This window comes from Pseudomonas sp. R5(2019) (assembly GCF_009905435.1).
Classification (GTDB): Bacteria; Pseudomonadota; Gammaproteobacteria; order Pseudomonadales; family Pseudomonadaceae; genus Aquipseudomonas.
In genome coordinates this window covers 173,719-186,775 of record NZ_JAAAMT010000005.1, presented here as the reverse complement: position 1 = coordinate 186,775, position 13,057 = coordinate 173,719, and the positions used below count along the sequence as shown (strand labels likewise).

Here is a 13,057-nt window from a genome sequence, read left to right as displayed (position 1 = left end):
GGCCGCGCAGCGGCCCCGGAGGCCATTGGCATCTGTGATTGAGCCAGCGAGTGCAGGTGATTTCAGAATCGCCGGGGCCGCTTCGCAGCCCATCGCGGCCAGGTCCGCTCCTACACGGATTTCGGCGCTTCATCCCTTAACTGACCGGCATTGGGGCAAGCCCGGCTCCTGCAGAATGTGTGGAGGGCCCACAATGGCCACCTATTCAGTCATTACAGGTGCCATTTGCGGCCTTGGTGCTCCAGCAGCGCATGAGCCTGGTCCGGGCCATGCGAGCCGGCCGGATAGGGGCGCGGCGCCTGGAAGTGCTCCTGCCAGCCATTGAGAATGGGGTCGACCCAGGCCCAGGCCGCCTCTACCTCATCGCGGCGCATGAACAGCGTCGAATCACCCTCGACCACATCCAGCAGCAAGCGCTCATAAGCCTCCCAGCGCCGCGTCTGACTGAAGGCCTGGGCCAGATTCAAATCCAGCTCAACGGGAGCCAGGTGCATGCCCTTGCCCGGGGTCTTGGTCATCATCCGCAGGCTGATGCGTTCGTCCGGTTGTAGCTGGATCACTAGCTGGTTGGTCTGTCCGCCTTCAAACAACAGGTGCGGCACGTGCTTGAACTGAATGACGATTTGCGATGACTTCTTCCCCAGCCGCTTGCCCGTGCGCAGGTAGATTGGGACACCGGCCCAGCGCCAGTTGGCGATTTCCGCCTGAATGGCGACAAAGGTCTCGGTATCGCTGTCGTTGTCGACATTTTTCTCGAAGTAGTAGGCAGGTACTTCCTGACCGCCGATTTTTCCGGCGCCGTATTGGCCGCGCACCGTCTTGTCCTGCACGTCTTGCCCGTTGATTGGTTTGAGTGCCTTGAGAATCTTCACTTTTTCGTCGCGTACGCCTTCGGCGTCGAAATGTGCGGGTGCTTCCATGGCCACCAGGCACAGTAGCTGCAACAAATGGTTCTGCACCATGTCGCGCATGGCCCCGGCGCGATCATAGTAGCCACCACGGTTTTCCACGCCCAGGGTTTCGCAGACGCTGATCTGCACATGGTCGACGTAGCCCGTGCGCCAGATCGGTTCAAACAGCGCATTGGCAAAGCGCAGCGCCATCAGGTTTTGTACGGTCTCCTTGCCCAGGTAGTGGTCGATGCGAAACACCTGGGACTCTTCGAATACCGCACCGATGGCTTCGTTGATCGCCTTGGCCGATTCCAGCGAATGGCCGATGGGCTTTTCCAGCACGATCCGCGCTTCGCTGTCCGCCAGCCCGGCCACCTTCATGTGCGCGGCAATCGGTGCGAACAGCGTAGGCGCCGTGGCCAGGTAGTAGATGCGCGTCAGGCCACCGGGCTCGCCCAGGTAGCGGGCCAGGCGACCGAAGTCGGCACTCTGGCCGGCGTCCATGGGGAAGTAGTCCAGGCGCGCGCTGAAGCGCGTCCAGGTGTCGACATCGAAGTCGTGTTGCGCCACTTGTGCGCGGCAGTGACGTTCGGCGAGCAGTTGGTAAGCCTGGCGCGCCAGGGGGCTGCGGGCCAGTGCAATGATGCGGACTTCGGGGTGCAGGCGGCCTTCGTGATACAGGTGGTAGAGCGCTGGAAGCAGCTTGTGCAGAGCCAGGTCCCCGGTGCCGCCGAAGACCAGGATGTCGCAAGGAATGGGGCGTGTCATCAGTGCGGCAACTCATGGTGAAGAATCGTTTAACTGGGCGGGGAAGCACCTCATGTAGTATAACTACAAGAAAGCTACAACTCCGGTCAGCCGATCATAACCGAGTCCTGCCCCTTGAATCTGTTGCAACACATCGCCCAGTCGCGCCACCTGCTACGCAAATCGGAACTTAAAGTTGCCGATCACGTACTGCTGGATCCGGCGGCCGTCATGCATAGCTCCATGGCCGACCTTGCCCACAGCGTCGGTATCAGCGAGCCAACCATCGTGCGTTTTTGCCGTGCGATCGGCTGCTCCGGGTTTCAGGACCTCAAGCTCAAGCTTGCCCAGAGCCTGGCCGCGGGCGCCAGTTTCGGCCAGTTCGCGATTCACGAAGACGACTCAGTCGCCGACTACAGCCTGAAAATCTTCGACACCACGCTGCACACCCTGATGGAAGTGCGCGAGCACCTCGACCCGCACGCCCTGCAGCGCGCCGTCACGGCCATGGCGCAGGCCCAGCGGGTCGAGTTCTATGGCTTTGGTGCCTCGGGCGCGGTGGCTGCCGACGCCCAGCACAAGTTCTTCCGGCTGCTGCTTAATGCCGCCGCCTATTCCGACCCGCACATGCAAGCGATGTCGGCCGTGACCCTCAAGGCCGGCGACGTGGCGGTGTGCATCTCCCAGTCGGGTCGCTCCAAGGACCTGCTGATCTCCGCCAACCTGGTTCGCGAAAGCGGCGCAACGCTGATCACCTTGTGCCCGAGCCAGACGCCGCTGGCCGAGCTGTCCTCGGTCAACCTGGCGATCGACGTGCACGAAGACACCGAGATCTACACCCCGCTGACCTCGCGTATCGCTCACCTTGTCGTGATCGACGTGCTGGCCATGGGCGTTGCCATGGCCCGTGGCCCGAGCCTGGTCAACCACCTCAAGAGCGTCAAGCGCAGCTTGCGCAGCCTGCGCTTGTCGCCCAAGTCGGTGAAGGCGCTCGACGACTGAACCCTTGCGGCCTGCAGGCGTCACGCCCCTGCCGCAAAGAGTTCACCTTCCTGTCATCCCCCTGCCGCCATAGCGTCATCGCCCGCGCCGATCCTGTAGCTCCCGCATTCGAACTGGGAGACACGCGATGGCCCGTTACAACGATGGCACTCAGCAGTCCGACAGCAAGTCTCGTCGGCAACAGGAAGACCGCCGGCGCATGGAGTTTCGCCGCGCCATAGAAACCTTGTCCGATCAGCGTCGCCTGCTCCAGGAAATCTCCGATTACCCCGAGCTTGACGCCGTCACGGTATGGCAGGTGGCATCGGCAAGCGCCCAGAGAAGCGCTCAACCAGCGCACTGATCTGGGTCCGCTCGCTGCGGATAAAGCCCAGGAAGGCCAGGGCCACCGGTGACAGGCGCTTGGCCTTGGCCTGGACGATGCACCAGCTGCGGTACAGCGGCAGTTCTTCGACCGGCAGTTCGCGCAGGATGCCCGTGGCCAGTTCCAGGTTCAGCGCGTGGCGGGTCAGCAGGGCCAGGCCAAGGCCTGCGATGACGCATTCACGCTGGGCATCGGCTGATGCCACCTCAAGCGTCTGCGTGAAATGCACGCGTTTCTCCTTGAAGTATTCTTCGCAGGCCTTGCGCGTGCCTGAACCTTGCTCGCGAATCAGCAGGGTATGCGGCTCCAGATCCTGCAAACGCAGGCTTTCGAGCTTGCACAGCGGGTGGTCGGGCGGCGCGACCGCAACGATCGGGTTGTTCAGGAACGGTATGAACTCCAGGCCCATGTCCTGGGGCACCATCGACATGATGATCAGGTCGTCGCGATTGTCGGAAAGTCGCCGAATCGCCTGGGCGCGGTTGACCACGGTCAGGGTCAGGTTGACTTCCGGATGCTGGCGCTTGAAAGCGGCGAACAGGTGCGGTACGAAGTACTTGGCGCTGGACTCGATCGCCAGCTTCAGCTGCCCTTGCAGCGAGCCCTGCATGTCGGAGAGCTGCATGTCGAAGCTTTCCAGGCGCCCGAAAATGTCCCGGCTGGCCCGCTGCAAGGCTTCGGCGGCTTCGGTGAGGTACAGTTTCTTACCGATATATTCGAAAAGAGGTTGGCCCACCAACTCCTCCAGCTGACGAATCTGCAGGCTGACGGCCGGTTGTGTCAGAGCCATTTCTTCGGCAGCACGGCTGTACGAGCGCAAATCACAGACTTCATTGAAAATCTGCAATTGACGCAATGTCATACGCATCAATGACTTACGCATTTTGTATCTCTATTTTTCAGACGTGTTGAGCTGACTATAAGCTTTCGCTAATGGCAGTCCTAACAAATATTGATTTTTGTTTATCGATCAGTGACGGTAGGGTAATTATGCGACTGGCCAGCGACGCTGAGTCACGCGCCGACCGGTTTACCCGGTACGTCTGTTTCATCGGTCGAGGAACCTCCAAGTGATAAAAAAGATCCTGATCGCCAACCGCGGTGAAATCGCTGTACGGATCGTGCGCGCTTGCGCCGAGATGGGCATTCGCTCGGTCGCGATCTATTCCGACGCCGATCGCCATGCCTTGCATGTCAAGCGGGCGGATGAGGCGCACAGCATCGGTGCCGAGCCGTTGGCCGGCTACCTGAACCCGCGCAAGCTGGTAAACCTGGCGGTGGAAACCGGTTGCGATGCGTTGCACCCAGGGTACGGCTTCCTTTCGGAAAACGCCGAACTGGCTGAGATTTGTGCCGAACGTGGAGTCAAGTTCATTGGCCCATCCGCTGAAGTCATTCGCCGCATGGGCGACAAGACTGAAGCCCGTCGCAGCATGATCAAGGCCGGCGTACCGGTTACCCCCGGCACCGAAGGTAACGTGGCCGATATCGAAGAAGCGTTGAGCGAGGGTGACCGGATCGGTTACCCGGTCATGCTCAAGGCGACCTCCGGTGGCGGCGGCCGTGGTATCCGCCGCTGCAACAGCCGCGAAGAACTGGAACAGGCGTTCCCTCGGGTGATTTCCGAGGCGACCAAGGCCTTCGGCTCGGCCGAAGTGTTCCTGGAAAAATGCATCGTCAACCCCAAGCATATTGAAGCCCAGATCCTCGGCGACAGCTTTGGCAATGTGGTGCACCTGTTCGAGCGCGATTGCTCGATCCAGCGCCGCAACCAGAAGCTGATCGAAATTGCCCCAAGCCCTCAGCTGACCCCTGAACAGCGCGCCTACATCGGCGATCTGTCGGTGCGCGCGGCCAAGGCCGTAGGCTACGAAAACGCCGGTACCGTGGAGTTCCTGCTCGCCGATGGCGAGGTGTACTTCATGGAGATGAACACCCGGGTGCAGGTGGAACACACCATCACCGAAGAAATCACCGGCATCGACATTGTTCGCGAGCAGATCCGCATCGCCTCGGGCCTGCCGCTTTCGGTCAAGCAGGAAGACATCCAGCACCGCGGCTTTGCGCTGCAGTTCCGGATCAACGCCGAAGACCCGAAGAACAACTTCCTCCCGAGCTTCGGCAAGATCACGCGTTACTACGCCCCCGGCGGCCCGGGCGTGCGCACCGACACGGCGATTTATACCGGCTACACCATTCCACCGTTCTACGACTCGATGTGCCTGAAACTGGTGGTCTGGGCGTTGACCTGGGAAGAAGCCATGGACCGCGGCCTGCGGGCTCTGGACGACATGCGTGTGCAAGGCGTCAAGACCACCGCTGCCTACTATCAGGAAATCCTGCGCAACCCGGAATTCCGCAGCGGCCAGTTCAATACCAGCTTCGTTGAAAGCCACCCTGAACTGACCAACTACTCGATCAAGCGCAAACCCGAAGAGCTGGCCCTGGCCATCGCCGCCGCCATCGCCGCCCACGCAGGCCTGTGAGGAATATGACAATGTCCAAGAAGATTCATGTAACCGACACCATCCTGCGCGACGCCCACCAATCGCTGCTCGCCACCCGTATGCGCACCGAAGACATGCTGCCGATCTGCGACAAGCTCGACAAAGTGGGCTACTGGTCGCTGGAAGTCTGGGGCGGCGCGACCTTCGACGCCTGCGTACGCTTCCTCAAGGAAGACCCGTGGGAGCGCCTGCGCAAACTGCGCGCTGCGCTGCCGAACACGCGCCTGCAAATGCTGCTGCGCGGCCAGAACCTGCTGGGCTACCGCCACTACAGCGATGACGTGGTCAAGGCCTTCGTTGCCAAGGCTGCGGTCAATGGCATCGACGTATTCCGTATCTTCGACGCCATGAACGACGTGCGTAACCTGCGCGTGGCCATCGAAGCGGTCAAGGCGGCGGGCAAGCACGCACAAGGCACCATCGCTTACACCACCAGCCCCGTGCACACCATTGACGCGTTCGTGGCTCAAGCCAGGCAAATGGAAGCGATGGGTTGCGACTCGGTGGCCATCAAGGACATGGCCGGTTTGCTGACGCCATACGCCACCGGTGAACTGGTCAAGGCGCTGAAGGCCGAGCAATCGCTGCCGGTGTTCATCCACTCCCACGACACCGCTGGCCTGGCCGCCATGTGCCAGCTCAAGGCGATCGAAAACGGCGCCGACCACATCGACACCGCGATCTCCAGCTTCGCCTGGGGCACCAGCCACCCGGGTACCGAATCGATGGTCGCCGCCCTCAAGGGCAGCGAATTCGATACCGGCATTGACCTGGAACTGCTGCAGGAGATCGGCCTGTATTTCTACGCCGTGCGCAAGAAATACCACCAGTTCGAAAGCGAATTCACCGCGGTCGATACTCGTGTGCAGGTCAACCAGGTGCCGGGCGGGATGATCTCCAACCTCGCCAACCAGCTCAAAGAGCAGGGCGCCCTGAACCGCATGAACGAAGTGCTGGCAGAGATCCCGCGGGTTCGTGAAGACCTCGGCTTCCCGCCGCTGGTCACCCCGACTTCGCAAATCGTCGGCACCCAGGCGTTCTTCAACGTGCTGGCCGGCGAGCGCTACAAGACCATCACCAACGAAGTGAAGCTGTACCTGCAAGGTGGTTATGGCAAGGCGCCGGGCGTGGTCAACGAGCAGCTGCGTCGCCAGGCCATTGGCAGCGAAGAGGTGATCGACGTTCGCCCGGCCGACCTGCTCAAGCCGGAAATGACCAAATTGCGCGCGGATATCGGCAACCTGGCCAAGTCGGAAGAAGACGTGCTGACTTACGCCATGTTCCCGGACATCGGCCGCAAGTTCCTCGAAGAGCGTGAAGCCGGCACCCTGGCTCCGGAAGTGCTGCTGCCGATTCCTGAAGCGGGCGCAGTCCGCTCGGCGGGCGGCGAAGGGGTACCGACCGAGTTCGTGATCGACGTGCACGGTGAAACCTACCGCGTCGACATCACCGGTGTGGGCGTCAAGGCCGAAGGCAAGCGTCACTTCTACCTGTCCATTGACGGCATGCCGGAAGAAGTGGTGTTCGAACCGCTCAACGAATTCGTCGGTGGCGGCAGCAGCAAACGCAAGCAGGCCAGCGAGCCGGGCCATGTCAGCACCACCATGCCAGGCAACATCGTCGATGTACTGGTCAAGGAAGGCGACGTGGTCAAGGCCGGCCAGGCCGTGCTGATCACCGAAGCCATGAAGATGGAAACCGAAGTCCAGTCGGCGATTGCCGGCAAGGTCACCGCGATTCACGTGGCCAAGGGCGATCGGGTCAACCCGGGCGAGATCCTGATTGAAATCGAGGGCTGATAGCCCTCGGATGTAACGGTTAACCTCTGGGGAGCTTCGGCTCCCCTTTTTTATCTCGCCGCTAAATCCTACACAGTTATACCTCGGCATTCTTCCAGCGTACGAACCTGCCCACCCTCGGCCTGATTCTCCACCGCCAGCCAGCGCTCGAACCCCGCGCGCACTTTGGGCCACTCGTCATCGGTTATCGAGTACCAGGCCGTGTCGCGATTACGGCCCTTGATGACCATGTGCTTGCGGAAAATCCCCTCGAACTCAAACCCGAACCGCTCGGCTGCCCGCTTGGAGCGGGCGTTGTCGTTGTTGCACTTCCACTCCAGGCGGCGGTTGCCCAACTCGAAGGCAAGCCTGGCCAGCAGGTAGATCGCTTCAGTGCCCTTGGGCGTGCGCTGCATGGCGGCGCCGAAGGTGATGTGGCCGATTTCGATACGGCCGTGTTCGGGCACGATCGACATCAGCGAGAGTATTCCCTGGGCCTTGCCGCTGGGCAGGTCAATGACACTGAAGAACAGCGGGTCGGTGCTGGCGCCGTTGCGGTCGAGCCATTGATCGAAGGCTTCGCGTTCGCTGAACGGGCCGTAGGCCAGGTAGTTCCAGAGCTTGAGGTCGGCAGCGGGGCCTTGCAGGGCTTGCCACAGGTCTTCACCGTGCTGGCGCGGGTCGAGCTTCTCCAGGCGTATGAAGCGCCCGTTCAGTGGTGCGGGGACCGGAAGGCGAGCGGGGCGCCAGTTCAGTGGGTCGATGGGCATGTTCATACCTCAAGCCTCACAGCGGCTTACGAAATTGAATGAGCCCAGGGCGCTCGGCGACCCGCTCATACAACTGGATCGCCGTGGTGTTGGTTTCATGGGTCAACCAGTGGACCTTGGCGCAGCCGGCTTCGCGAGCCGTGGTGTAGACGTATTCGATCAGTTTTCGACCGACCCCGCCGCCACGCTGGCGCTCGCTGACCAGCAAGTCTTGAAGGTAGCAGGCGTTCTCCACCGTCCAGCAGGACCGATGATAAATATAGTGCACCATGCCCACCGCTTCGCCCCCGACCCAAGCCAGCGCGGCATTGATCGGTTCGGCTGGGTCGAGCATGCGTTGCCAGGTCACCGTGCTGACGCTGTCCTCGATGCGGGTTTGATAAAACGCTTGGTAGGCCTGCCACAAGGGCAACCAGGCGGCGTGATCTTGAGCGGTGACCGGGCGAATCGCTACGGCTGACATCAACGCGCTCCCTGTTCCTGGCCCATGAGTCGGGCCAGTTCGTTTTCATTGGCCAGCGGGCTTGCAGCCAAGCCACTGCGCACGCCTTCAACGTCTTCGGCGCTGCGGTTCTGGCTGAGCTTGCGCTGGCCTTGCAGGCGGCTGATTGGCAGGGCGAAACCGACAATGGCCTTGAGCATGCCGGCGATGTAGTCGGCCGGCGCCTCGTCGATGCTCCAGGGCTTGGCGCGCCCGGCCTCATGGTGATCGCTCAAGCTACCGACCAGCGCATGCAGGCGCTGGTCATCGTTGAAAACCTCTGCCGTGCCGTAGGCATGCACCGCCAGGTAATTCCAGGTCGGTACGCTTCTGCCGTTTTCCAGCTTGCTCGGGTAGTAGCCCGGGCTGACGTAGGCATCGGCGCCGGCAAACACCACCAGTGCTTCGGCACCAGCGGCCAGGTCGTGCCATTGGCGATTGGCCTTGGCCAGGTGACCGTACAGAGTGCCATTGGCGCCATGCCCTGGCTCCAGAAGCAACGGCACATGGCTGGCGAGCAGACCGTGTTCGCCTTGGGTGATCAGTACGGCCAGGCGCGTTTGCTGGATCTGCCGGTGCAGGCTCGGCAGGTTGGTGTCCTTGAAAGCAGTGGGTGAGTACATGGCGATTTTCCTGAGCAATTGGACGTATGCTAGGCAGGCCAATGGACTGTTGTAAGAGCCATTTACCGTCAATTTCATAGGACCATTTCCATGCGCGAGCCAGCGCTGTCACTGACCTTTGACCCGACCGGGATCTACTTGGACCCTCGCCAGGGCCTGAGCCGCCAGCTTTACCAGGCGCTCAGTGCGCGGGTGCTGGATGGGCGCCTGGGCAGCGGTACTCGGCTACCGGCCAGCCGGGATTTGGCCCGCGCATTGGCGATCTCCCGTAACAGCGTGGTGCGGGCCTACGATCAACTGTATGCGGAAGGTTTTATCGAGGGTCGGGTCGGAGACGGTACCTATGTCGCTGATTTGCCTGAACGATTACTCAACGCGAGAAATCTATCCACACAACTATCCACAAGGTTGCCAACAGGGTTATCAACAGCCTTATCCACAAATCAGCCCAATATAACTGTAGATTTGTCCAGTAAAGTTATCCACACCGAAGCCCTCGATCGGCTTGAAACGCATTTTTTACCGCCTCCCAAGAGCGGTCCACCCAAGGCTTTTCGCGTCGGTGTGCCTGCCTTCGACCTGTTTCCTTTTGAGGTCTGGGCCAAGCTGCAAGCGGCTTTCTGGCGTAAACCCGGCATGCATCAGCTAGGCTATGGCGAGCCTGCTGGCGACCCGCGGTTGCGTGAATTGATCGCTGTTTACCTGCGCCGCGCACGCGGCCTTTCGTGCACGGCTGAGCAAATTGTGATCACCAGTGGTGCGCAGCAGGCCATTGCCCTTTGTGCACAGTTGCTGCTGCAACCGGGCGATGGGGTGGCTGTGGAAAACCCCGGTTATCGATCGGCCTGCCATGCCATCGCCACGGCCGGGGCTCGGTTGCATGGCGTGGCGGTGGATGAGCAGGGCTTCGATTGCGCGGCGCTGGACGGCCTGGCCGATTGCCGCATGGCCTACGTGACGCCGTCGCACCAGTACCCGACCGGCGTCACCATGAGCCTGGCGCGGCGGCTGGCCTTGTTGGCCTGGGCCGAGCGTACGGGCGGCTGGATCATCGAAGACGACTACGATGGCGAATACCGCTACAGCGGCGCGCCGCTCGCGCCCTTGGCGGCGCTGGATCGGCAGGGACGGGTCTTGTACGTCGGCACCTTCAGCAAGATCGCCTTCCCGGCGCTGCGACTGGGCTATCTGGTATTGCCACCGACTCTGGCCCCAGCGTTTGCCAGGCGCAAGGCCGTTGACATGCGCCACAGCGAGATTGGCACCCAGGCGGTGATGGCTGAATTCATGGCAGCAGGACACTTCCAGCGCCACATCCGGCGCATGCGCAAGGCGGCGTTGAACCGACGCAACGCGCTGATCAGGGGCTGGCCTGTGGATATTCCCGGCTGCGCGGGCATGCCGGAAATTGCCGCCGGCCTGCATGTGCGAGTGCCTGTGGATAATCTGGCGACTGAGCAAAGGCTGGTCGCCAGGGCGGCCGCTGTGGATGTCGAGATCAATCCGCTCAGTGATTACTGGCTGCCTGAAGACAACGGAGCTGTGGATAGCCGCGCCTGCGGGCTGGTGCTGGGTTTTGCCGCCGTCGCGGAACCGGCCATCGCAAGTGCGCTGGCGCGGCTGCGCGAGGCCTGGCGTTAGGTGCCGGACTTGATCTTGGTCCAGGCGCGGGTGCGCGCCCGTTCGGCGTCTCGGGCCAGCGGTTGCAGGGTATAGAGCTTGGCCATGGCCGCTTCGGTCGGGTACAGGTTGGGGTTATTGCGAATCGCCGGGCTGACTGCGTCGGTGGCGTCTTTGTTCGGGTTCGGATAACCGACGAAGTCGCTGATCGGCGCGATGACCTTCGGTTGCAGCAGGTAATTGATGAAGGTGTGGGCGTCTTGCGGGTTGGCGGCGCCCTTGGGGATCGCCAGCATGTCGAACCAGATCGGCGCGCCTTCCTTGGGCAGGCGCATGTCCACCACCACACCGTTGTTGGCTTCCTTGGCGCGGTTGGCGGCCTGGGAGAAGCTGCCCGAATAGCCCACGGCCACGCAGATGTCGCCGTTGGCGATGTCGGCCATGTACTTGGAGGAGTGGAAGTAGGTCACGTGCGGGCGAATCTTCAGCATCAGCTCTTCGGCTTTCTTGTAGTCCGCAGGCGTGCTGCTGTTGGGTGGCAGGCCCAGGTACTGGAGCGCCAGCGGCATGATTTCCGAGGGCGAGTCGAGCAGGGCGACACCGCAGGATTTGAGCTTGGCGATGTTCTCTTCCTTGAAGATCAGATCCCAGCTGTCGACCGGGGCATTGTCGCCCAGCGCTGCCTTGACCTTGGCCGGGTTGAAGCCGATCAGCACGGTGCCATACATGTACGGCACGCCGTATTTGTTACCCGGATCGTTGGCTTCGATCAGCTTCATCAGCTTGGGGTCCAGGTGCTGCCAGTTGGGCAGCTTGCTGCGGTCGATGGGCTGGAACACGCCGGCCTCGATCTGTTTGGCCAGAAACACGTTGGACGGCACCACCACGTCATAGCCGGAATTGCCGGTCAACAGCTTGGCCTCCAGCGCTTCGTTGGTGTCGAAGATGTCGTAGACCAGGTTGACCTTGGTGTCGTTCTTGAAGTCCACCAGGGTTTGCGGGGTGATGTAGTCAAACCAGTTGTAGACCCGCAACGTGCGGGGTTCGTCGGCCTGCACGGCGCCCGCGAACAAGGCGCTGCACAGCAGCGGGGCGAACAATCGCTTGAGTTTGATCATGATCGGGCTTCCTGTTGGGCGCTTTCGAAACCTTCGAGTACGTTCACCGCGTTGATGCCGATTTCAGCGACCGCGTAGCCGCCTTCCATCACGAACAGGGTTGGCTTGCCCAATTGCGCGATGCGTTGGCCCATGCGCAGGTAATCCGGGCTGTCGAGCTTGAACTGGGAAATCGGATCGTCCTTGAAGGTGTCCACGCCCAAAGAGATCACCAGCACGTCTGGCGCGTAGGCCTCGATGCGCTGGCAGGCCTGTTCCAGGGCGGCGCTCCAGGTGTTCCAGTCGCTACCGGCGGCCAGCGGGTAATTGATGTTGAAACCTTCGCCAGCGCCTTCGCCCAGCTCGTCGGCATAGCCCAGGAAGAACGGGAACTCGGCCTCCGGATGGCCGTGGATCGAGGCGAAGAACACATCGCTGCGGTCGTAGAAAATCGACTGGGTGCCGTTGCCGTGGTGGTAGTCCACGTCAAGGATCGCAACTTTGCTGTGGCCCTGATCAAGGAAGGCCTGGGCGGCGATGGCAGCGTTGTTCAGGTAGCAATAGCCGCCCATGACGTCGCTGGCAGCGTGGTGCCCAGGCGGACGGCACAGCGCAAAGGCGCTGTGGGCGCCGGCCTGGATCGCAGCCTGGGCGGTCAACGCCACTTGCGCGGCGCTGTAGGCTGCCTGCCAGGTGCCAGCGGTGATCGGAGCGCCGGCGTCGAAGCTGTAGTAGCCCAATTCGCCCAGCAGACTTTTCGGCTTGAGGGTGCGCAGGGTGCGGGCCGGCCAGGTGAAGGGCAGCAAGTCGCCGTCGCGGTTCAGTGCGCTCCAGCGTTTCCAGGCACCCTGGAAGAAATCCAGATAATCCTCGGAGTGAATGCGCTGCAAGGGCGTACGACCGAAATCTCGAGGCGCTTCGACCGGCCCCAGATTACGCTCCTGAACACGCTGCAACACGTGATCGGCGCGCGAGGGCATTTCGAAGCAGGGCTTGAGTTGCCCGTCGATCAATTCACAGCGGCCGTGATGCAGGTGGTGGTCATCTGAATAGACAGTCAGCACGTTCTTGTTCTCCGAGGGTGGCTTGGCCTCATTGTTGATGGGCAAACGCTGACGGAAAACGGCGGGAACGGCCAAAAGGGGATCGATATGGCCAAATTCGCTGTCCGCTTC

General features: G+C 61.6%; 12 protein-coding genes. 5 read left to right on the top strand and 7 right to left on the bottom strand.

The window, feature by feature from the left end; translation table 11 throughout:
- Window positions 1-212: 212 nt before the first annotated feature.
- A complete protein-coding gene (zwf, locus tag GUY40_RS05840) occupies window positions 213-1,661 on the bottom strand; it encodes a glucose-6-phosphate dehydrogenase (RefSeq protein ID WP_166567987.1) in 1,449 nt (482 codons plus the stop codon).
- 114 nt (window positions 1,662-1,775) lie between these two features.
- Between zwf and hexR the strand changes: the two genes are divergently transcribed.
- Both hexR and GUY40_RS28695 read left to right on the top strand, forming a co-directional pair.
- Complete coding sequence (gene hexR, locus GUY40_RS05835; protein WP_166567986.1) at window positions 1,776-2,642, top strand: transcriptional regulator HexR; 867 nt, start codon at window positions 1,776-1,778, stop codon at window positions 2,640-2,642.
- A 127-nt stretch (window positions 2,643-2,769) separates the two neighbouring features.
- Window positions 2,770-2,985, top strand: a complete 216-nt coding sequence (locus tag GUY40_RS28695; protein ID WP_256675648.1) for a PA3496 family putative envelope integrity protein — start codon at window positions 2,770-2,772, stop codon at window positions 2,983-2,985.
- Here GUY40_RS28695 and GUY40_RS05830 read toward each other — a convergent pair.
- Window positions 2,927-3,889 (bottom strand): LysR family transcriptional regulator, encoded by a 963-nt coding sequence (locus GUY40_RS05830; RefSeq protein WP_166567985.1) that lies wholly within the window; start codon window positions 3,887-3,889, stop codon window positions 2,927-2,929. The two genes, GUY40_RS28695 and GUY40_RS05830, sit on opposite strands and share 59 nt — an antisense overlap.
- A 187-nt stretch (window positions 3,890-4,076) precedes the next feature.
- Between GUY40_RS05830 and GUY40_RS05825 the strand changes: the two genes are divergently transcribed.
- Complete coding sequence (locus tag GUY40_RS05825; protein ID WP_166567984.1) at window positions 4,077-5,492, top strand: acetyl-CoA carboxylase biotin carboxylase subunit; 1,416 nt, start codon at window positions 4,077-4,079, stop codon at window positions 5,490-5,492.
- An 11-nt stretch (window positions 5,493-5,503) separates the two neighbouring features.
- Window positions 5,504-7,312, top strand: coding sequence for a sodium-extruding oxaloacetate decarboxylase subunit alpha (gene oadA / locus GUY40_RS05820; protein WP_166567983.1), 1,809 nt, complete (start codon window positions 5,504-5,506; stop codon window positions 7,310-7,312).
- 68 nt (window positions 7,313-7,380) lie between these two features.
- Here oadA and GUY40_RS05815 read toward each other — a convergent pair whose 3' ends face one another.
- From GUY40_RS05815 to GUY40_RS05805, 3 genes are read right to left on the bottom strand one after another with little or no spacing between them, the layout of a single operon-like run.
- Window positions 7,381-8,061 carry a GNAT family N-acetyltransferase gene (locus GUY40_RS05815; RefSeq protein WP_166567999.1) on the bottom strand — a complete coding sequence of 227 codons (681 nt, stop codon included), beginning with the start codon at window positions 8,059-8,061 and terminating at the stop codon, window positions 7,381-7,383.
- Window positions 8,062-8,077: 16 nt separating this feature from the next.
- Complete coding sequence (locus GUY40_RS05810; RefSeq protein ID WP_166567982.1) at window positions 8,078-8,524, bottom strand: GNAT family N-acetyltransferase; 447 nt, start codon at window positions 8,522-8,524, stop codon at window positions 8,078-8,080.
- Entirely contained in the window at window positions 8,524-9,165 is a 642-nt protein-coding gene (locus tag GUY40_RS05805) for an FMN-binding negative transcriptional regulator (protein WP_166567981.1), read from the bottom strand. The genes GUY40_RS05810 and GUY40_RS05805 overlap by 1 nt, the downstream gene beginning before the upstream one ends.
- A gap of 90 nt (window positions 9,166-9,255) precedes the next feature.
- Between GUY40_RS05805 and GUY40_RS05800 the strand changes: the two genes are divergently transcribed.
- Window positions 9,256-10,806, top strand: a complete 1,551-nt coding sequence (locus tag GUY40_RS05800; protein WP_166567980.1) for a PLP-dependent aminotransferase family protein — start codon at window positions 9,256-9,258, stop codon at window positions 10,804-10,806.
- Here GUY40_RS05800 and GUY40_RS05795 read toward each other — a convergent pair.
- Entirely contained in the window at window positions 10,803-11,903 is a 1,101-nt protein-coding gene (locus GUY40_RS05795; protein WP_166567979.1) for a polyamine ABC transporter substrate-binding protein, read from the bottom strand. The genes GUY40_RS05800 and GUY40_RS05795 overlap by 4 nt on opposite strands.
- The gene (locus GUY40_RS05790) at window positions 11,900-12,946 is read right to left on the bottom strand and encodes a histone deacetylase family protein (RefSeq protein ID WP_166567998.1); all 1,047 of its coding nucleotides are present in this window, start codon (window positions 12,944-12,946) and stop codon (window positions 11,900-11,902) included. Before GUY40_RS05790 ends, GUY40_RS05795 begins: the two co-directional genes overlap by 4 nt.
- Window positions 12,947-13,057: the final 111 nt, after the last annotated feature.

Excerpts from the sequence above, each read along its gene's own strand:
- zwf (WP_166567987.1), bottom strand. The coding sequence starts at position 1,661 with ATGACACGCCCCATTCCTTGCGACATCCTGGTCTTCGGCGGCACCGGG.
- GUY40_RS28695 (WP_256675648.1), top strand. The coding sequence starts at position 2,770 with ATGGCCCGTTACAACGATGGCACTCAGCAGTCCGACAGCAAGTCTCGT.
- GUY40_RS05830 (WP_166567985.1), bottom strand. The coding sequence starts at position 3,889 with ATGCGTAAGTCATTGATGCGTATGACATTGCGTCAATTGCAGATTTTC.
- oadA (WP_166567983.1), top strand. The coding sequence starts at position 5,504 with ATGTCCAAGAAGATTCATGTAACCGACACCATCCTGCGCGACGCCCAC.
- GUY40_RS05815 (WP_166567999.1), bottom strand. The coding sequence starts at position 8,061 with ATGCCCATCGACCCACTGAACTGGCGCCCCGCTCGCCTTCCGGTCCCC.
- GUY40_RS05810 (WP_166567982.1), bottom strand. The coding sequence starts at position 8,524 with ATGTCAGCCGTAGCGATTCGCCCGGTCACCGCTCAAGATCACGCCGCC.
- GUY40_RS05805 (WP_166567981.1), bottom strand. The coding sequence starts at position 9,165 with ATGTACTCACCCACTGCTTTCAAGGACACCAACCTGCCGAGCCTGCAC.
- GUY40_RS05800 (WP_166567980.1), top strand. The coding sequence starts at position 9,256 with ATGCGCGAGCCAGCGCTGTCACTGACCTTTGACCCGACCGGGATCTAC.
- GUY40_RS05795 (WP_166567979.1), bottom strand. The coding sequence starts at position 11,903 with ATGATCAAACTCAAGCGATTGTTCGCCCCGCTGCTGTGCAGCGCCTTG.